The 20123-nt window shown below is 41.3% G+C and carries 15 protein-coding genes; 4 read left to right on the forward strand and 11 right to left on the reverse strand.

Annotated elements, in window-relative coordinates:
* Positions 1-151 precede the first annotated feature (151 nt).
* Positions 152-1006, forward strand: a complete 855-nt coding sequence (locus tag B2906_RS12210) for an N-acetylmuramoyl-L-alanine amidase (RefSeq protein WP_219957653.1) — start codon at positions 152-154, stop codon at positions 1004-1006.
* A gap of 1091 nt (positions 1007-2097) precedes the next feature.
* Here B2906_RS12210 and B2906_RS12215 read toward each other — a convergent pair.
* From B2906_RS12215 to B2906_RS12225, 3 genes are all read right to left on the reverse strand, one after another.
* Entirely contained in the window at positions 2098-4272 is a 2175-nt protein-coding gene (locus tag B2906_RS12215; protein ID WP_219957652.1) for a bifunctional alpha,alpha-trehalose-phosphate synthase (UDP-forming)/trehalose-phosphatase, read from the reverse strand.
* Positions 4273-4494: 222 nt separating this feature from the next.
* Positions 4495-5748 carry a methionine adenosyltransferase gene (metK, locus tag B2906_RS12220; protein ID WP_219957651.1) on the reverse strand — a complete coding sequence of 418 codons (1254 nt, stop codon included), beginning with the start codon at positions 5746-5748 and terminating at the stop codon, positions 4495-4497.
* Between the two features lie 266 nt (positions 5749-6014).
* Complete coding sequence (locus tag B2906_RS12225; RefSeq protein ID WP_219957650.1) at positions 6015-7406, reverse strand: S8 family peptidase; 1392 nt, start codon at positions 7404-7406, stop codon at positions 6015-6017.
* A 396-nt stretch (positions 7407-7802) separates the two neighbouring features.
* Here B2906_RS12225 and B2906_RS12230 point away from each other — a divergent pair, with 396 nt between their 5' ends.
* From B2906_RS12230 to B2906_RS12240, 3 genes are all read left to right on the forward strand, one after another.
* The gene (locus B2906_RS12230; RefSeq protein WP_219957649.1) at positions 7803-9458 is read left to right on the forward strand and encodes a hypothetical protein; all 1656 of its coding nucleotides are present in this window, start codon (positions 7803-7805) and stop codon (positions 9456-9458) included.
* Between the two features lie 835 nt (positions 9459-10293).
* Positions 10294-10530: a hypothetical protein gene (locus B2906_RS12235; RefSeq protein ID WP_091651383.1), complete on the forward strand. Its 237-nt coding sequence runs from the start codon at positions 10294-10296 to the stop codon at positions 10528-10530.
* Positions 10514-10855, forward strand: a complete 342-nt coding sequence (locus B2906_RS12240; protein WP_091651385.1) for a type II toxin-antitoxin system PemK/MazF family toxin — start codon at positions 10514-10516, stop codon at positions 10853-10855. The genes B2906_RS12235 and B2906_RS12240 overlap by 17 nt, the downstream gene beginning before the upstream one ends.
* Positions 10856-11834: 979 nt before the next feature.
* On the opposite strand, the gene B2906_RS12245 is transcribed toward B2906_RS12240, so the two are convergent.
* The 8 genes from B2906_RS12245 to B2906_RS12280 form a co-directional block, all read right to left on the reverse strand.
* Entirely contained in the window at positions 11835-12410 is a 576-nt protein-coding gene (locus B2906_RS12245; protein ID WP_219957648.1) for a precorrin-2 dehydrogenase/sirohydrochlorin ferrochelatase family protein, read from the reverse strand.
* Between the two features lie 209 nt (positions 12411-12619).
* Positions 12620-13393 carry a uroporphyrinogen-III C-methyltransferase gene (cobA, locus tag B2906_RS12250; RefSeq protein ID WP_219957647.1) on the reverse strand — a complete coding sequence of 258 codons (774 nt, stop codon included), beginning with the start codon at positions 13391-13393 and terminating at the stop codon, positions 12620-12622.
* Positions 13390-15489 carry a HEPN domain-containing protein gene (locus B2906_RS12255; protein ID WP_219957646.1) on the reverse strand — a complete coding sequence of 700 codons (2100 nt, stop codon included), beginning with the start codon at positions 15487-15489 and terminating at the stop codon, positions 13390-13392. Before B2906_RS12255 ends, cobA begins: the two co-directional genes overlap by 4 nt.
* Positions 15490-15839: 350 nt before the next feature.
* Positions 15840-17099, reverse strand: coding sequence for a sulfate adenylyltransferase subunit 1 (locus tag B2906_RS12260; RefSeq protein WP_219957645.1), 1260 nt, complete (start codon positions 17097-17099; stop codon positions 15840-15842).
* Between the two features lie 183 nt (positions 17100-17282).
* On the reverse strand, positions 17283-18182 hold the full coding sequence (gene cysD, locus B2906_RS12265; protein WP_219957644.1) for a sulfate adenylyltransferase subunit CysD: 900 nt from the start codon (positions 18180-18182) through the stop codon (positions 17283-17285).
* A 319-nt stretch (positions 18183-18501) separates the two neighbouring features.
* Positions 18502-19206, reverse strand: a complete 705-nt coding sequence (locus tag B2906_RS12270) for a phosphoadenylyl-sulfate reductase (protein ID WP_219957643.1) — start codon at positions 19204-19206, stop codon at positions 18502-18504.
* Positions 19175-19453 carry a DUF2061 domain-containing protein gene (locus tag B2906_RS12275; protein ID WP_091651405.1) on the reverse strand — a complete coding sequence of 93 codons (279 nt, stop codon included), beginning with the start codon at positions 19451-19453 and terminating at the stop codon, positions 19175-19177. Before B2906_RS12275 ends, B2906_RS12270 begins: the two co-directional genes overlap by 32 nt.
* Before the next feature lie 77 nt (positions 19454-19530).
* Positions 19531-19944, reverse strand: a complete 414-nt coding sequence (locus B2906_RS12280) for an RrF2 family transcriptional regulator (protein WP_219957642.1) — start codon at positions 19942-19944, stop codon at positions 19531-19533.
* Positions 19945-20123 lie beyond the last annotated feature (179 nt).

Raw genomic sequence — 20123 nt, forward strand, 5'->3', positions numbered from 1 at the left:
CGAAGCGGTCTCATCAAAGTTAGGACTTGAAATAAATCTTTGTGCCTTTGCCTCTTGGCGGGAGACATTTCCCATGAAAGAACCCAACCATCTCTCAAAATATTCTAGCAGCTAGCATTTCTATCTTGTAGATTCGTGAAAAATTTGAACTATGCTTTCCAAACGCCTTTATTTAGTCTTGTTGATTTTTTCTAACCTAACCTTGCTTTCATGCAACAGGGATATTTATCATCAAAACAATAAGGCCCACCAAAAACAGGTAAAAGAAGCCACTTCGGTTTTATTGGAGGTTCCTAAAACTAAAATCAAATCCCCCGGAGATACAACAGTCTTAAATGATCAGTGGGTAGGCACCACCAATTTTAGCATTCGCAGGCCAAACTTTGTGGTAATCCATCATACCGCGCAGGATTCTTTAGCTCAAACCATTAAAACTTTTACCCTTACCCGAACGCAGGTGAGTAGTCACTATGTGATAGGAAGAGATGGAACAGTGGTGCAAATGCTCAATGATTATTTACGATCCTGGCATGCAGGAAGAGGGAGATGGGGAAATGATACAGATTTGAACTCATCCTCTATAGGAATCGAGTTGGATAATAATGGTTCGGAATTTTTTCCTGAGGAGCAAATCGAAAGCCTAATCAAAGTCCTGAAGTCACTGAAAGAAAAATATAACATACCCACCGCCAATTTTATTGGTCATGCGGATTTGGCACCGGGGAGGAAAGTTGATCCCAGTGTTTATTTCCCATGGAAAAGATTGGCTGAGGCTGGATTTGGCTATTGGTATGATGAAAAATTACTACAACCTGAATATGAAGGGAAGCTTCCTGAAAACTTCAATGCTTTGGATGCTTTGAGAATTATAGGATATGATATAAGTAATCCTCAGGCTGCTATTCAATCATTTAAAATTCACTTTACCAAGGAGAATATCAATAGTCCGGAATTAAGCCATTTGGATAAGCTGATTATCTATGATTTGTATTTGAAGTATAGGTAAGTTAAGACTCCCGCAAAGAGAAGTAGGCAGAAGCAGTAGGCAGTTTGCAATTAAATTATAAATAGTGGCGTCACCGCGAGGAACGAAGCGGTCTCATCAAAGTGTCGGCTTGAAATAAATCTTTGCGCCTTGGCCTCTTGGCGGGAAAAATTAATCCCGCAAAGAATGGAAGAAGCAAAAAGCAGTAGAAAGATGCAGTAGGTAGTAGGCAGTTTGGAACTCTTGACAGCCATAAATAGTGGCGTCACCGCGAGGAACGAAGCGGTCTCATTAAAGTTAGAACTTGAAATAAATCTTTGCGACTTTGCCTCTTTGCGAGAGAATTTATTTCAGGAGGCGAATCCGACTTTATTTCGCGAAGCGTATTTCGATTTATTTCTTTATTTCTAAGCCAGTACTTTCAAATTCTTCCATACCTACGGCATGGAGGGGATCCTCTTTTCATTTTGCTACCAAGCTTAAATCCCAACGGGATTTATCTTACTCACAAATAAATCTTTGCGCCTTTTCCTCTTGGCGGGAGAAATTAATCCCGCAAAGAATGGAAGAAGCAAAGTTTGAAATTGAAAGCAAGCGCTTATTTCAGGAAGCGAAGCCGACTCTATTTCGCGTAGCGTATTTCGATTTATTTCTTTATTTCTGAGACAGAACTTTCAAATTCTTCCATACCTACGGCATGGAGGAAGCCTTCTTTACATTTTACTACCTAGCTTGAATCCCTACGGGATTTATTTCTCTCACCAATATATCTTTGCGCCTTTGCCTCTTGGCGGGAGATTTTTTCCTGCAAAGAATGGAAGAGGAGAAGAACAGTAGGCAGAAGCAGTAGGCAGTAGGCTGTTTGGAACTATTGCGAGTCATAAATAATGCCGTCACCGCGAGGAACGAAGCGGTCTTATCAAAGTTAGAACTTGAAATAAATCTTTGCGACTTGGCCTCTTGGCGAGAGATTTTTTCCCGCAGATCAGCGCAGAAAAAAAAACAGATTATCACAGATCTGGCCAGAGGTCCAAAGCTGATTTTTGTTTAAATCAATAATTTCCTTTGCGTCGCTGCGCCTTTGCGGGAGAATTTATTTCGCGAATAGTATTTCACTGAATCAATTTACCCAAGAGATTCCTCACTTGTCTAAAGGACTTGATATTATAATTAGCTTGGGTATATGCATAACCGACTCTGATGGAATAGGCATTTTTTGGCATTGCCTTGAATGTGTCCTCATCCGTCCAATCATCACCGATAGCCAAGATAAAGTCATATTCATTGCCCTTCATCATGGCAGTAGCAGCTCGACCCTTATTGATATCAGGACGTTTGATCTCCAAGACCATATTTCCTTCTAAGACCTGTAAATTATGTCCTCTGGCCATATATTTCAAATGACTAAACAGCTCTCTCATTCGCAGATCTCCCAAGCCACTTTCTACCTTTCTGTAATGCCATACGAGGGAATGATGTTTCTCTTCTATGAAAGCTCCGGGAGTTCGCAAAACATAATATTCCATCACAGAGCGGATGTCCTCTTTCCAGGAATCATCCACATCGGCATAAAGCTCCCAGTCACCTTTATTCTCTTTATGCTTCACCCATACGCCATGCTCCGCAATCATGTCCACATGAAAGCCTTTGAACCAAGTTCCCAAAGTGTCTTTATCTCTTCCAGAGATAATTACCACCTGTGCTTTTTGGCTCAATCCTTTCACAATAGCTTTTAATTCAGCATCTGGTTTGGCATCCTGAGGATTAGCTACAAAGCCAGTTAAGGTACCGTCGTAATCTAGGAATAAAACAGGCTTTTTAGCCTCTTTGAAGCTTTTCTGAATTTCTGTAATGACTTTGGTATCAACGTCCTTAGACGTCAATTCAGCTTGCTTTTGCTTGACATGTTCGATTCTATCCATGAACACTTTAACCCACTGAAAAATATCATACTTTTTGAGGCTTTCCTGCATAGATGAGATACGGGCCTTTTGCTCTGCAGGCTTCATGGTCAATGCTTCATAAATGGCATCTACCACTCCCTGTTGATCATTAGGGTTGACTAAAACTGCATCCTGTAACTCCTTGGATGCTCCCGCCATTTCTGACAAAATAAGCACCCCGGTTTGATCAGTTTTGCTTGCTACGAACTCCTTACAAACCAGATTCATTCCATCTCTCAATGGAGTCACCAAAGCAATATCAGACATGCTGTAGAATGCACTCAATTCCTCAAATGGGAATCCTCTGTAGAAGTAATGAACTGGTACCCAATTCAAGGTGGAGTAATCAGAATTCATCCGCCCAACCAACAAATCAATCTCTTCTTTCAGCTCTTTGTATGACTGAACTTTGTCTCTGCTCGGCACCACAATCATGATCATCGAGACTTTGCCATGCAGCTCCTTATGGTCTTTCAGCAATTTATTGAATGCTTCCAGGCGCTGAGGAATTCCTTTGGAATAATCCAATCTATCAATGGTGATGATCAGCTTCTGATCAGCCACTTGCTTTCTAAATTCCTTGACAATATTCTGCGTTTTTTTGCTTTTAGCCTGCTTCGCAAATTTGTCATAATCAATCCCCATCGGGAAAGAGTCTACATTGATAATGCGATTTTCTGCCTGGATATAGCCGCTTTCGCTGGACATCCCTGTGATTCTACCCACCGCACTCAGGAAGTGGCGCATATCATCATATGTATGGAAACCTATCAAATCTGCTCCACAGACGCCCTCGAGCAATTCTCTTCTCCAAGGGATCATTCGGATGATTTCATAAGAAGGAAATGGAATGTGCTGAAAAAATGCAATAGTTGCGTTAGGCAAAACCTCTCTCAGCATTTTCGGTAAGAGCAAAAGCTGATAATCATGCACCCAAATGGTATCATCTGGATCAGCTTTTTTAAGTATTGCTTCGCAAAATTTTTCATTGACCCTTTTATATGCTTCCCAATGCTCTGCATTATACACCATGTACTGGGTAAAATAGTGAAATGCAGGCCAGAGGGTTTCGTTGCTAAAGCCTTCATAAAACTGCTCCACATCTTCCTTCGAAAGGAAAACCGGTGCCATTTTCAAATCATGAAGCTCTAGAATGATTTCAGCTCGCTGTTCGGGATCATCCACGGTATTTCCCGGCCAACCAATCCAGATGTTTTCTCCTGATTTATAAATGGATCCCAGGCCGGTAGCTAATCCTCCGGCTGAAGGTTTGAATTCGAAGCGTCCATTTCTATGACGCAGGGAAATAGGTAGTCTATTGGATACAATGATGGTTTTTGCCATGGTAGGTTTAGGTTAAAAACATGAAAGGAATAAATCCTTAACAAAAAGGTGATAGCTAAATATAAGCAAAAAGGGAGTAAAATTGAGCCCCATTTTTAGATTTCATCTTTCCTTAACCTATGCTTATTGATGAAAAAGTGTTTCGAAATAAAAATAAAGGGGGCACTAAAAACAAAAGCCCCGGGATTTCCCGAGGCTTTTCAATTATATTTTTTGAGTTGATTATAGGCTAAAAGCAGCTTTAATCTTCTCCACATAGTCTAGTTTCTCCCAAGTGAAAAGCTCAACATCCAGCTTAATTTCATCTCTATAAGGAGAAACAAAGGTTTTGGTTACTACCTCGTTTTGACGACCCATGTGTCCATAAGCAGCAGTCTCTTCATAAATTGGGTTTCTCAATTTAAGTCTCTGCTCAATAGCATAAGGACGCATATCAAACAGCTCCTCTACTTTTCTAGCAATCTCTCCATCGGAAAGACCAACTTTGGAGGTTCCGTAAGTATTCACATAAATTCCCATTGGAGCAGCAACTCCAATAGCATAAGATACTTGCACCAACATTTCGTCAGCAATTCCCGCAGCTACCATATTTTTGGCAATATGACGAGTAGCATAAGCTGCTGAACGGTCTACTTTCGATGGATCTTTTCCGGAAAATGCCCCTCCACCGTGAGCTCCTTTTCCACCGTAAGTATCCACGATGATTTTTCTTCCCGTCAAACCTGTATCACCATGAGGTCCACCGATTACGAATTTTCCGGTTGGGTTGATGTGATATTTGATATCTGAGGTGAACAGTTTTTGCAACTCAGGCTTCAACTGAGCTTTCACTCTCGGGATCAAGATACTGATGATGTCCGATTTGATTTTTGCCAACATAGCCTCTTCCTCATCAAAGTCATCATGCTGAGTGGAAACAACGATCGCTTCAATTCGCTGAGGTACGTTATCGTCACTGTATTCGATGGTTACCTGTGCCTTGGAATCAGGGCGTAAGTAAGTGATATCCTTATTTTCCCTTCTCAAGGCTGCCAATTCACGCAAAATCATGTGAGAAAGGTCCAAAGCCAAAGGCATGAAGTTTTCAGTTTCATTGGTAGCATAGCCAAACATCATCCCTTGGTCACCTGCTCCCTGCTCTTCAGGATTTGCTCGGTCCACACCTTGATTAATATCCGCAGACTGCTCGTGAATAGCAGAAAGCACTCCACAGGAGTTACCTTCGAACATGTATTCACTTTTGGTATATCCAATTCTGTTGATCACATCTCGGGCAATCTTTTGCACATCCAAATAGATATCGGATTTCACCTCGCCAGCCAAGACTACTTGACCTGTGGTTACGAGCGTTTCACATGCAACTTTTGAATTGGGATCGAAGGCTAAAAAATTATCTATCAGCGCATCGGAAATCTGGTCAGCGATTTTGTCAGGATGACCCTCAGACACTGACTCTGAGGTAAATAAATATGCCATAAACTTACGTTCTTATGCTTGTTTCAAAGAAAGCCCAAAAATAGGGGAACTGAAGGAAATAAAAAACCTAAACTTATATGTCTTTCAGGATTTAATGCCCTGGTTTTTCAGAAAAAATGTGGTTTAGAAGAATTGGTGAAATTTTCTAAAAACCTGACAGCTCTTGGTATCACGTTTGAAATTGGTGTGAATGATATTTCATGGCTGAGAATAAAAAAGGAGGTCCATTGCTGGACCTCCCATTTTTTATTAAGTATTATGAAATATTAAAAGCCAGAAACATTCAATCTTCCACCTGTAACAGTCTTCCCTGATAAAGATGCAGTCGGTGTGGTTGAATTTAAGATAGCTGCTTTGATTTGTGCAGCACTTGCAGTTGGATTTAGTGAAGCATATAAAGCAGCTGCACCAGTCACATGAGGTGTCGCCATGGAGGTTCCGTTATAACTTGCATAGCCTGAACCAACAGAAGCCTTCCTTCCTTTTCCAACAGTGACAGGAACTGTAGACCAAATTCCTGAGCCAGGAGCTCCTAAATCAACAGTAACTGCGCCGAATTGAGAAAAGCTGGAAAGAGCTCCTGAACTGGTGATTGATGCTACTGCAATGACATTTGGACTGTCATAGTTAGAAGGATAGCTTGGAGAAATATCATTGTCTGTGCCTGAATTACCAGCTGCAGCGATAAATAAAATTCCTGCAGCATTCGCACGGTCAATCGCATCTTTCAATGCTTGCGAATAGCCTCCGCCACCCCAAGAGTTATTAGTAGCAACGATATTCAACCCATGTCTCACCTTCAAGTCAGTGAAATAATCCACTGATTTAATTGCATTGGAAGTAGTTCCGCCTCTAGAGCCCAAGAATTTAGCTCCGATCATTTTTACATTCCAAACTACACCTGCTACACCTATGCCATTACCTCCGACACCGCCGATAGTACCAGCAACGTGAGTACCGTGATCATCCCCTGTTCCGTCAAAGAGGGAGTTGTCGTTTCCGTCAAAATCCCATCCATATACATCGTCAATTAGCCCATTCCCATCATCATCAACACCATTACCCGGTATTTCGCCAGGATTTACCCCAGCATTTCCAGATAAATCCTCATGTTCGTACATATAGCCTTCGTCTATAATTCCAACATAGACAGTTGAGCTTCCAACCTTATTTGCTGCCCAAGCCGTAGCCGCTCTGCTGCCAAATTGGTTTCCTCCAGCTGACATTCCCCATAGTTGATTATTGGTGAAATAAGGATCATTAGAAGTAGCAAAATGCTGGTAAATCCAGTTTGGCTCTGCATATTCCACTTCAGGCATAGCTTTCAGCTTTTCTATAGCTTCCATGGTGCCAATTTTAGTATCCACTAAAATCAAGTCCCCATTTGGACCGCTTTTTCTTGCGTTGGCTAATTCCATAGCACCGGTTTTGATTTCCTCTACTACAGTACCTCCAATTGCTCCTAAAATGTCCGCGGAAATTCTGGATCCAGTAGTAGCTGTTCTCATTTTGATCAGCAACTGACCGGGAACAAAGTTTTGACCAAGATCAAGCTTGATCTGTTCTGAAACTGAAGGCTCAATTTCGGCAACATCAGTACAAGAAACTGCTAGCCCTAACAAAGCAGGGAAAACCAGCGCATGTTTAATTTTTATCATATGATTGATGGTTAAAGATTTTTGGGAATTTATACCTTTTACTGAATATTATATCATAGATGAGTCCTATCGAAAAAGAAAATTTTCTATCCTTTCAGTTAACTTTAATTCCCATTTCAAACCTTTTTTTAACCAAGCTTTGCAAATAAAAAAGCCATTTGATGCGTCTTGATTTTTTTATAAGCTGAAAATTGGATTTTCCCTAAAATAAAATGCTTTATACTCCTCTTTGGACTAATTAAAAAGAGCGATTAATTCCAAATTTTCTTTGGTTCAACAAGCCAATTTTGGCTGAAAAAATTTTTAATTTTTTTGAAAAAAAATTCAACTTTTTTTTCTTCATCCCCCATGCGCAATAAAGTTTCGGTAACTTTTATCCTCTATCCAATTTCAACTATGAAGAAGACTGTTCATTTCTTACTGATAAACTTGGCAATATTTTCAATTTGCTCTTGCCAAGTCCCCAATGACACATCTACCTCGGATCACAAAAGTTCAAGCCAGTATTCTGATTTGGTCAACCTTTTTGAAAGATGGAGATCTTTTGAAAATCCGCCACTTCATGATGGAGCTCCGGATTATCGCAAAGCAACTTTTGAACTACGACACACCAAGTTTAGGGAATTACAAAAAGAATTATTAGCGATAGATACCTCTGGATGGGCTATTCCTGAAAAGGTGGATTGGAGAATCGTTTGGGCAGAAATGAATGGGTACGATTTCAATGATAGGGTACTTCGTCCTTGGGCAAGAGATCCTGCATTTTATAAATCACTTTGGATGGAAAGAAGCGATGTTCCTGCTCACGAGGGCCCAACGCATCATGGAACTCTTGAATTTTGGCAGTACGAATTCCCCTTGGATGAAACTAGCAAAGCGAAACTTTTGAAAGAGCTTCAGGCTATCCCTTCGCTCAATAAGCAGGCTGAGTCCAATCTCACTGGAAATGCAAAAGAGCTTTGGGAGGCAGGAATTCCGACCATCGCTACGCAAGTTGAAGACTTGAAAGGTCTTTTGCTCATCTCTGAAATCAGCAATGATCCGAAATTGGCAGAGGCTGTAGAGAATGCGGTTAATTCAACGGAGGGATTTGTAGAATGGCTTATCAAAGAATCAGCAAATAAAACCGGAGAGTCAGGAATTGGTAAGGAGAATTACACCTGGTATCTGCAAAATGTCCACTTGGTGCCTCTGACCTGGGAGGATGAGGTGATGATACTTAAAAGAGAGTTGGCTAGAGCCTGGTCTTCTTTAAAATTGGAGGAACATCAGAACCGAAACCTACCTCCTTTAGCGGAAGCAAATACGGCAGAGGATTTTGAAAAGCTAACAGAGAATTCTATTCAGAAATTTATGGAGTTCTTGAAGGATCAAGAGATTCTCACAGTAAAGGATTATTTCGAACCTGCCCTGAGGGAACATCGAGGCAGTTTCATTCCCAAAGAAAAGCGTAATTTCTTTACCATAGGAATGCATATTGATCCACTGCCTTTGTATTCGCATTTTTATCATTGGTTTGAACTGGCTATCATGGATAATGAACCCCATGCCAGTCCGATCCGGAGAGGACCGCTACTTTATAATATTTTCGATTCCAGAAATGAGGGAACAGCAACTGCTGTGGAAGAGATGTTTATGGATGCAGGCCTGTACGAGGATTCCCCAAGATCTAGAGAAATCGTCTATATCATGATTGCTCAGCGTGCAGCTAGGGGATTAGGTTCGCTCTATGCACAGGCAAATGAAATGACCATGGTGGAAGCGGGTGGTATTCATTCGGATTATACGCCTAGAGGTTGGATGAAAACAGAAAAAGAACTCCTGCTATTTGAGCAACATTTATATATGAGGCAGCCTGGATATGGATCGAGTTATATTACCGGAAAATATCTCCTCGAAAATACCCTGGCTGAGTTTGCAAGAATTAAAGAGGTGAAGGAGGAAGAGTTCAGGTTGAAGGATTTCTTTGATCAATTGAATGGAATGGGAAGTATTCCGATTGCATTGGGCCAATGGGAAATGACGGGGGTGGATCCGATGCAAGGGATGTGAAAATTGTGCCATACCTACGGCATGGAGATGTGCTCTGTAGAAACCTTTTGCTACCATGCTTAAATCCCTACGGGATTTGCTTTGGCTTGAATTATCTCTTTGCTTCTTTGCCACTTGGCGGGAGATTTTTTCCCCGCAAAGAATTAAAGAGGCAAAAAGCAGTAGGCAGAAGCAGTAGGCAGTTTGGAACTCTCGTGAGTCATAAATAGTGGCGTCACCGCGAGGAACGAAGCGGTCTCATCAAAGCAATAACTAGAAATAATTTCTTCCCAAATAAATCTTTGCATCGCTGCAAGAGGGTTTATTTCAAGAGTCTAAGCCGACTTTATTTCGCCAAGCGTATTTCAACTGTAATTCTTTTTTCAGAGACGAAACTTCCAAACTCTTCCATACCTACGGCATGGAGGTGATCTTTGAATACACTTTTACTACCTAGCTTAAATCCCTACGGGATTTGCTTTGGCTTGAATTATCTCTTTGCTTCTTGGCCTCTTGGCGGGAGATATTTCGCCCGCAGATTAACGCAGAAAAAGACACAGACCTGACTGCCGTCAGGCAAGTCTTTCACAGATCTGGTTTTAGGACAATATCTAATTATAGTATTCTTTGCGCCGCTGCGAAAGAATTAATTTCCTCAAATAATTTTATCTAAAATCCCCCTTGCCCCCTTTTATTAAAATTGAGATCCCAATTTAGTACAGAATTCCAAAGGGGGAATTGATCCGATTATCGCCGAAGGCTTATCGTGAAAAATGTATTTCAGAACCCCAATACCTAGAAAGAAACTTTTATTTTAGAAATGGAGTATATACTTTTAGTATTACTTTAGGAATTTATGAAAACATTATCCTTAAAATTAGACGAAAACATTTTCGAAGAAACTGAAGAAATGATTAAGCTGAAGGGCATTGCCAGAAATAGATATATCAATGAGGCCTTAGATTTTTATAATCAACTTTTGAAAAGAAAAGCACTTGCTGCTGATTTTTCAAAGGCTTCCAAAATGGTGAAAAAATCTTCCATGCAAATCAATCAAGAATTTGACAATTTAATCGATGAAGGTTCAATATGAGATTTGGCTGGTCAATCTCAATCCTTCGAAAGGAACAGAGCCTGGAAAAATCCGACCAGCAGTCATTATCCAAACAAATCTTTTAAATCAGGTTATGCATCCTTCCACCCTGATATGTCCGATAACCAGCCAGCTAAGTTCAGAGGAAAATATTTTGAGAGTAAAAATCGAAGGAAAGAAAACTGGATTAAGTCAAAATTCAGAGGTTTTAATTGATCAAATAAGGGCAGTTGATAATAGAAGATTTATTGATCGAATAGGTAAATTAGACAATGGAAAAATTCAGGAATTAAGAAAAAAACTGAAAGCAGTTTTAGATTTTTGAAGTCTAATTGAAGGAACGGATCGGTCCTAAAAAACTATAGCATCAAAAATCTTTTAATCTGAATAATTTTGCGCTTTAGCTACTTTTCAGGATTTTTTTTCCCAAAAACTGACTGTCGATAAACCATGCCAAAACTCGAAATTCTTCCATATCTACGGCATGGAAATGAGCTCTGAAAAAACCTTTTGCTACCTAGCTTAAATCCCTACGGGGTTAGCTTTATCTTAAATTATCCCTTTGCTTCTTTGCCACTTGGTGGGAGATATTTCGCCCGCAAAGAATTGAAGAGGCAAAAGGAGTAGGCAGTTTGGAACTCTCGTGAGTCATAAATAGTGGCGTCACCGCGAGGAACGAAGCGGTCTCATCAAGGTTAAGACATTAAATAAATCTTTGCTTCTTGGCCTCTTGCCGGGAGATTTTTTTTCCCGCAGACCTGACTGCCGCCAGGCAAGTTCAGCGCAGAAAAAAACACAGATTATCACAGATCTGGCCAGAGGCCCAAAGCTGATTTTTATTCAAATCAATAATTTCCCTTGCGTCGCTGCGCCGCTGCGAGAGAATTTATTTCAGGAGGCGAAGCCGACTTTATTTCGCGAAGCGAATTTCGGGTGTATTTCTTTTTTCAGAGACGAAACTTCGAAATTCTGCCATACCTACGGCATGGAAATGTGCTCTGAAGACATCTTTTCTACCCAGCTTAAATCCCTACGGGATTATAATTATTTTTAAATTGGACTTCGCTTCTTGGCCTCTTCGCGGGAGATATTTCGCCCGCAAAGAAATAAAGAGGCAAAGTGAAGCGTATTTCAATCGTATTTCTTTTTTCAGAGACGAAACTTCGAAGTTCTTCCATACCTACGGCATGGAGGGAATCCTCTGGGACATCCTTCCACCTAGCTCTAATCCCTACGGGATTTTTATTTGTCTTAACGAGGCCTTTGCTTCTTTGCAACTCCGCGGGAGACATTATCCAGGAAGCCTATCTTTTTTTCACCAATGCCTCCGTGACTTCATTCATCGCCTTAACCTTGTATTCAAAATCACCCTTCAAGGTGTCCCGATAAGCATTCAGATTATCCAATAAATCATCAATCTCTTCAGGCAATACTTCCTCCAATAATTGGCGAAGTCGCTTGGCTGTTGTAGGTGATTTTCCATTGGTAGAGATGGCAATTTTCAAGTTTCCTTTGGTGACTATCCCGCCCAAGTAGAAATCACAAAGGGCTGGAGTATCTGCTACATTCACCAAAAGAAAGCGCTCCTTAGCCTCATTTCGGATTTGAAGATTTACCTTTTTATCATCCGTTGCAGCAATTACCAAGTGTTTTCCACCCAAGTACTTTTCATCATAGCTATCCTCAATCAAGGTAACTGTTTCTGCTTTTTCCGCCAGTTCCAAAAATTCCGGTCGGAACATTTTTGACACCACGGTTACCTGTGCCTTGGGACTCGATTTTAGCAAAAACTCCAGTTTCTCAGTGCCCACAAAACCACCTCCAACTAAGAGAACATTGAGTTCGTGAACTTTCAGGAAAATGGGATATAGATGGTTCATTTTTTAGATTTATAGAGTTTAGAAAGGAGAGAATAGAAATATGAAATACAATGGAAATACCTTAGAAATAAGCTCGACTTTGTCGAGCGAAATAATTGAATAACTGATCTATGTTATATTTCACGACCGCAGGGAGTCTATTTCACCGAGGAATGCGAGGGATATTTCAATCGTATTTCGCAAAGACTTATTTCGCCAAGGGCATATTTCTATTGCATTTCAATTTTCACAAACTCACGATACACTTCCTCCAGTCTCATACTTTCCCTCACAACTTCTCCTATGATGATGATTGCTGGCGATTCCACCTGATTTTCTACTGCTTTTTGAGCAATGTCATAGATAAAACCAGCCGTGATTTTCTCTTCTCTAGTAGTCCCACTTTGGATGATGGCTACTGGAAGATTTTCCCTTCCAGCATTGCGATAGGTTTGAACGATTTCATTCAGTTTCTTGGTACCCATCAAAACCACAACAGTTGCAGTGCTCTGGGCAGCTAAGGCTAAATCTCTGGATAATTCGCCAGCAGTAGTTGTGCCAGTAACCACCCAGAAACTCTCAGAAATTCCTCTTTTTGTAACAGGAATACCAGCGGCAGCAGGAACTGCTACAGCAGAAGTTATCCCAGGAACCACCACAGTGGGAATCCCAAAATTCTCTATATACTCAATCTCCTCACCGCCTCTCCCGAAGACAAAAGGATCTCCTCCTTTCAAGCGTACTACATGACCGTGTTTTTTTGCCAAGCTCACACAAAGCTGATTGGTGTCTTCCTGAGGTTTGGAATGCCTGCCCACGCGCTTGCCAACAAAGAATTTGATGGCAGATTTGGGAGCATGTTTTAATAAAACCGGATCAATCAAAGCATCATACAATACCACATCTGCAGTGTTTAAAGCTAAAATGCCTTTCAAAGTGATTAACTCTGGATCACCCGGACCCGCGCCAACCAAACTTACCTTGGGATGAATTTGCTCTCTCATGCGTTCACCTCCTCCTCTCTATAACTTTTCAATGCCTGATAAATTTCCAAAGCCTGCTTGGCGTAAGCTCTCGCAAATTCCGGAGTAGGCTCATGCTGATTGATTTGGTAAACTTTCTCAGCGAAAGTGGAGTCTAAGGTTACTTTTCCGCTACTGACAAAATGCTCATCAAAGAGGGAAATAATATTTGCATAGCTATTGGTACTGATATCTTCGCTGAGCAAAATAGCTTTGGCAGCATTGATCAAACCTGCATAGTGATGATAAATGCTGTCAGACCATCTGCCATTTTCCAAAGCTTCTTGTCCCAAATCCAATTTCTCTTTGGCTTCCAAAAGCAAGGTTGCCACTAAATCAATCACAACTCCAGCACATTCACCCACGCCTACTGCTACCTCGTAATTTTCATTTCTGCCCCAGTCTACCCGATCTTCTTCGGTCACTTTTGCAGGGTCCGCCAACTCTTTCAGCAATTCATAGAAATACATTTGTCCTTTCTGATCATAATAGCTGAGGAAGTCCAAATCTTCGCCATTCGCTTCAAAATCATCCAATAACAATCTTAAAGCCTGAGGTCCTCTTTTACTCGGGATTTTGGTTACTTTATCTGCAAAACGACCATTTCCATCACCCAAATTTCCACCACCAAGCAATACTTGCAAGGCAGGAATCACCGTCTTACCAACACGCATAGACATGCCCTGAAAACCGATATGTGCCATATTATGCTGGCCACAGGCATTCATACATCCGGAAATTTTAATCACCAAATCCTGATTTTTGAGGTATTGCGGATACTCGTTAAATATGACTTTTTCCAACTCTGAAGCAATTCCCGTAGAGCTCGCGATCCCCAAATTGCAGGTATCAGTACCCGGGCAGGCAGTTATATCACCCAAGGAATTATAGCCTCTTTCTGCCAAACCGATTTTCTTCAGTTCCTGATAGAAAAAAGGCACCAAATCCTCCCGAACATCACGTATCAGGAAGTTTTGACGAAGCGTAAATCGAAGCTCATTATTGGCATATTTTTCAATCAAATCCGCCAAAGCTCTGGCCTGAGAAATGTAAAAATCTCCCAGCGGAACACGCACCCCGATCGCTACATAGCCCTCTTGTTTCTGAGGCAAGACATTAGTCAGTTTCCAAAGCTCATAATCCAAGCCCAGCTCGGATTTCAGTTCAGGTTTTTCAGGATTAGGTAGGCTTTGGGCAACCTCATAGCTTGCCGCATCAATGGGATAGCTGGCAAATGGAAGGGCTTTCTTTTCCTGCTCGACCAATTCTAAAAAAGCATCCAGACCTAAATCCTTAACCAAAAACTTCATCCTGGCTTTATTCCTTCTGGCCCGCTCTCCATGCCGGTCAAAAATTCTCAAAACTGCTTCGATATAGGGAATCAGCTGATCCGTTTCCAGAAAATCATAGACTAGGTCCGCATGTCTAGGTTGGGAACCTAAGCCTCCACCGAGTAGCACCTTAAAGCCTCTCACCTGCTTACCATTGATTTCTTTGATTTTGGGAATAAAGCCCAAATCATGCAGATAAGACAAGCCGGTGTCATCCTCCGATGAAGAAAAGGCCATCTTGAATTTTCGGCCCATTTCTTGGCAAATCGGATTTCTCAGGAAATACCGAAAAGTTGCATCTGCAAATGGAGTAACATCAAAAGGCTCTTTGGGATCTATTCCTGCCAATTCGGATGCTGTCACATTCCTTACCGTGTTGCCACAAGCTTCCCGTAAAGTCACATCATCCTTTTCGAGTTCGGCCCAAAGTTGTGGTGTGCGATCCAAACTCACATAATGAATCTGAATATCCTGACGGGTAGTGATGTGCAATCTCCCCGTGGAATATTCTTCCGAAACTTTGGAGATTCTTCTTAGCTGAGGGGCAGTTACTCTTCCATAAGGCAACTTGATCCGGATCATTTGCACTCCGGGCTGCCGTTGTCCATAAACGCCTCGAGCTAGTCTCAGGCTACGGAATTTCTCCTCGTCGATTTTCCCTTCTTTGAAAAGCGCGATTTTCCGCTCTAATTCCAGAATGTCGCGCTCTACGATGGGGTTTTCCAATTCGGTTCGAAAACTTTGCATAGCGTAATAGTTTTATATCCCTATCGGGATTATAGGTTAATAGGTTTGAAAGAAAGCCAAGGTTTAGGACTTGGCTGATCTTTAGATTTTTTTTCTTCTTTTACTCCACTCAATGAAATTAACTCAAATCCCCCTAACCCCCTTTGAAAAGGGGGATTTGATCTCGTTTCTGAATTTAAAGTATATCGCCTTCGACTCCGCTCAGGCTGACAATAATTTAATTCTTCTACTTTATTATTTTCCAAATAATTGAACAGTTCGTCATACTTCTTAAATCATCCTTTCTTCCAACCATCTCTAAAACAGGGAGATTTGGAAGCATTTCAGATTTCATACTTTAGAATTCATACTTAATCAATGAATCCTACCGAAACCGTATCAAAGCTTCCTTCATCGATTAGGATAAAAGCTCCGTTCGATTTATTGTTTTGATAGGAGTCGTAATGAATTGGTTTGCTCAGACGAAAATGGACCTTTCCAATATCATTCAATTTAAGCTGTTTGGTTTCCTCTTCACCAGAGAAATCCGCATGGACCTTGGCTTCGATGCGATCTACTTTAGCCAACACCCGATTGACTCCATGCTGAAGGATATATTTTTGTCCAACTTGGAGCACTTTTGAGTTTACCTGACAAAGTGTGGCAGCAAGGATTTTCTCACTTTTAGGTTCCTCGCCAACTTTCACAATCATATCTCCCCTACTGCAATCCACCTCGTCATCCAAGGAAATGACCACTGAGGCACCAGGAGCTGCTGCATTCACTTCTTTTTCAAAGAAATGAATGCTCTTGATAGTAGACTCATTTCCGGATGGAAGGACGGCTACTCGGTCCCCAACCTGAAGTTCATTGCCATAGAGTTTTCCAGAGAATCCACGGAAATCATGGTAGGCTTCTGTTTTTGGACGGATTACGTATTGAACAGGGAATCTGGCCACCGCACTTTCCTGCAAATCCTGAGGCTCCAAAACCTCCAGATGATCCAATAAGGTATTTCCAACATACCAAGGCATTGCTTCTGACTGTCTGGCTATATTTTCACCTTTCAAGGCTGAAACGGGGATGAAAGTAATCTGTTCTTCGGAAAAGGAACTCTTAGCCACCAACCCATCAAAATCGGCTTTGATTTTTAGAAAAACATCTTCCTCATAATTCACCAAATCCATTTTATTGATCGCCACTACCACATGAGACATGCGAAGCAAATTGGCAATGAAGAAATGTCTGTAGGTTTGTTCGATAACACCTTTTCTGGCATCAATTAAAATGATTGCTACCTGGGAAGTAGAAGCCCCTGTCACCATATTTCGGGTATATTCCACATGCCCGGGAGTGTCGGCTACGATAAAATTGGTTTTGGCGGTATTGAAATAAATATGCGCCACATCAATCGTAATCCCTTGCTCGCGCTCGGCAACCAAACCATCCGTTGCCAGGGAAAAATCCAAATAATCGTACCCTCTTTGTTTGGAGCTTTTTTCAATAGCCTCAATCTTATCTGTAGTCAGGGAGTTGGTATCATAAAGCAAACGCCCAATCAAGGTACTTTTGCCATCATCCACCGATCCTGCAGTTGCGATTTTGATTAATTTTCTTCCTTGGATGTCCATATTATTTTTTGATATACAGTTGAAATAGATTGAAATAGACCTCACTACGTTAGGCGAAATACTTACCATCGGTTCAAGCCGAGTATTTCTTCCCGCTTGCGGGAATTATTTCTATCCTATTTCAACCGTGTTTCTTTTTCTTTTTGAATGTCTCGCTTCTCGTATCTAGATTCTTGCTTCTTTTTAAAAGTAACCCACCTTTTTCCTCGTTTCCATCGCTGCTTCTGAGCGTTTGTCGTCTATGCGGGCTCCACGCTCGGAGAGTGTAGATTCCCGAATTTCAGCAACCACATCTTCCAATGTTTTGGCTTCGGAAAGTACTGCCGCGGTACAGGTCATATCTCCAACGGTACGGAATCGAACCCATTTTTCTACCACCTCTTCATTCGCTTCGCGAAAGACGTGCTCATTAGCGGTCCAAATCAATCCATCTCGGAAAAAGACCTCCCGCTTGTGCGCAAAGTAGATGCTTGGAATCGCAATATTCTCTGTTTTGATATACTCCCAAACATCCAATTCAGTCCAATTAGAAATCGGGAAAACCCGCACATTTTGCCCTACATGGATTTTACCGTTTAGCATATCGAATAATTCCGGCCGCTGATTTTTTTCGTCCCATTGGCCGAAGTCATCCCGAACGGAGAATACCCGCTCTTTTGCTCTGGCTTTTTCTTCATCTCTTCTTGCTCCACCGATACAGGCATCAAACTTGAACTCCTCGATCGCATCCAAAAGGGTGGTAGTCTGCAAGGAGTTTCGGCTGGCATAGCGCCCTTTTTCTTCACGAACTTTCCCTTGATCGATGGAGTCTTGCACCTTTCTGACAATCAGTTCCAAGCCTAGCTCCGCCACGAGTTGATCCCTGAATTCTATGGTCTCCGGAAAATTATGCCCTGTATCCACATGCAATAGCGGAAAAGGAATTTTAGCTGGAAAAAATGCCTTTTGAGCCAATCTGACCAAGGTAATCGAATCTTTTCCTCCAGAAAAAAGCAAAACAGGGCGCTCAAATTGCGCCGCCACTTCCCGAAGGATATGGATGGATTCTGCTTCTTTGGGGTTAGGTATGAATAGGTTTGACATATGGAAATACAATTTTAATTTATGTTTTACGCCGTCTTCGATATTCGACATTCAGCGTTCATCATTCGTTATTATTTTCTTTATTCTTTCCAGAATTAGATATTCTTTGGCTAGTTTTTCAATCTTCAAATTTTTTCAATTTCGAATTTCGAACATCGAATAATGAATTTCGAAGTATCATCTGACATTAGTCATTGAGATCCCGAGAATCGGGAGAAGCAATCTTTTCAAACACTTTTTAAATTATGAGACTGCTTCACCCTGCGGGACTCGCAGTGACGTCAATCTCAGACTTCTGCGAACTGCAAACTGACCACTGCTATCTGGAATGCAACCCACACTCCTTTTTTGAGTCTTCCCACCACCAGCGCCCGTCACGGGGATTTTCTCCTGGAAGAATAGCCCGTGTACATGGAGCGCAACCTATGCTGATAAAGCCTTTATCATGAAGTGGATTATAAGGGATTTTATGTTCCTCGATGTAGGAAATCATCTGTTCAAAAGTCCAATCCAATAAAGGATTGAATTTCAGTATCTGATTGGCTTCATCCCATTCGATCCGCTTCAAGTCGCTTCTATTGGCGCTTTGCTCAGCACGAAGTCCCGTTACCCAGACTTCATTTCCTGCCAAAGCTCTTTTCAAAGGTTCTACTTTGCGGACAAAGCAACAGGATTTACGATTCTCAACAGATTCATAAAATCCGTTGATCCCTTGCTCTGCTACTAGGTTTTCTACCGATTCCCGTTCTGGATAGTAGACTTTAATTCGCGTTTGGTACTTGCTTTCCGTGCGTGCCAACAATTCCAAAGTCTCCGGAAACAACCTTCCTGTATCTAAGGAAAAGATTTGAATAGGTAGATTTTGGGAAGCAATCAATTGAGTAATGACTTGATCTTCCTGACCCAATGAAGTAGAGAATACCACCTTTCCGGGAAAAAGATCCGCAATCAAAGCCAAGCTTTCCTTGGCCGTCAATTGATCTAATCTGTGCTCAAGATCTTGCATATTCTTTTTCAGGCTCATGCTCTTTTGTTTTTGTTGCAGACTCCCATACCCGCTCGTGCAGGTAGTACAAGAGGATTTTAGAGACTACTTCTACCGAACCGATTGAAAGCGCCATGGTCAATTGACCCGTCACAATAAAGGAGATAACAATGGTATCAATAGTCCCCACGATTCGCCATGAAATAGACTTCATGAGACTCTTCAAATTACTGTCTGTCCCTTTTTTGGACTCAAACCATTTTTTAATGTGCTGATCTAAAATCATATAGGTTTCAACGGGAGTGAAAAACAAAAGTATATAAAGCCTACATATTTTATAGGGTTTATGGTAAAAAATTTTTGTTAAGTTTTTAAAATATCAGCTAATGTCTTGTTTTCCAGTATTTTAAGAGTCTCATCTCGAACTTGAATCATCACCTTATTGATGCCACAAGTTGCTTCATCTTTGCATTCGTCGCAGGGTTCGTAGTAATTCAAACTCACACAGGGGAGCATAGCAATAGGTCCGTCGAGGAGTCGAATCACTTTGGAAAGTGGAATATCTTTTGGATCTTTGATCAAATAATAACCTCCCCCTTTTCCTTTTTTACTTCCCAGCATGCCAGCTTTTTTGAGTTCGAGCAAGATATTCTCCAGGAACTTATGGGAGATCCCATGCTCTTCGGCTATATCATGGATCAGCACTGTTTTTTCATCCCGGTGCTTGCCCAGATAAGTGAGGGCATGAAGGGCGTACTTGGTTTTTTTGGAAAGCATAAACAAAAATAATCCAATTCTTGGAATAGCCTAGTACGGGAGTGGGGAATAATAAATCCCCAAATTTCTAGGGGATTTTAATACATACCTAAATCTATTTTACATCATCTCTTTCATTTTAAAATTAAATTACATTAATCGATTAAATCTTGAGGTTGCTCTTTCCGCTTGAAAGTTGG

The sequence above is a fragment of the Algoriphagus sp. UBA3586 genome (genome assembly GCF_002376385.1).
GTDB lineage: Bacteria > Bacteroidota > Bacteroidia > Cytophagales > Cyclobacteriaceae > Algoriphagus > Algoriphagus ornithinivorans.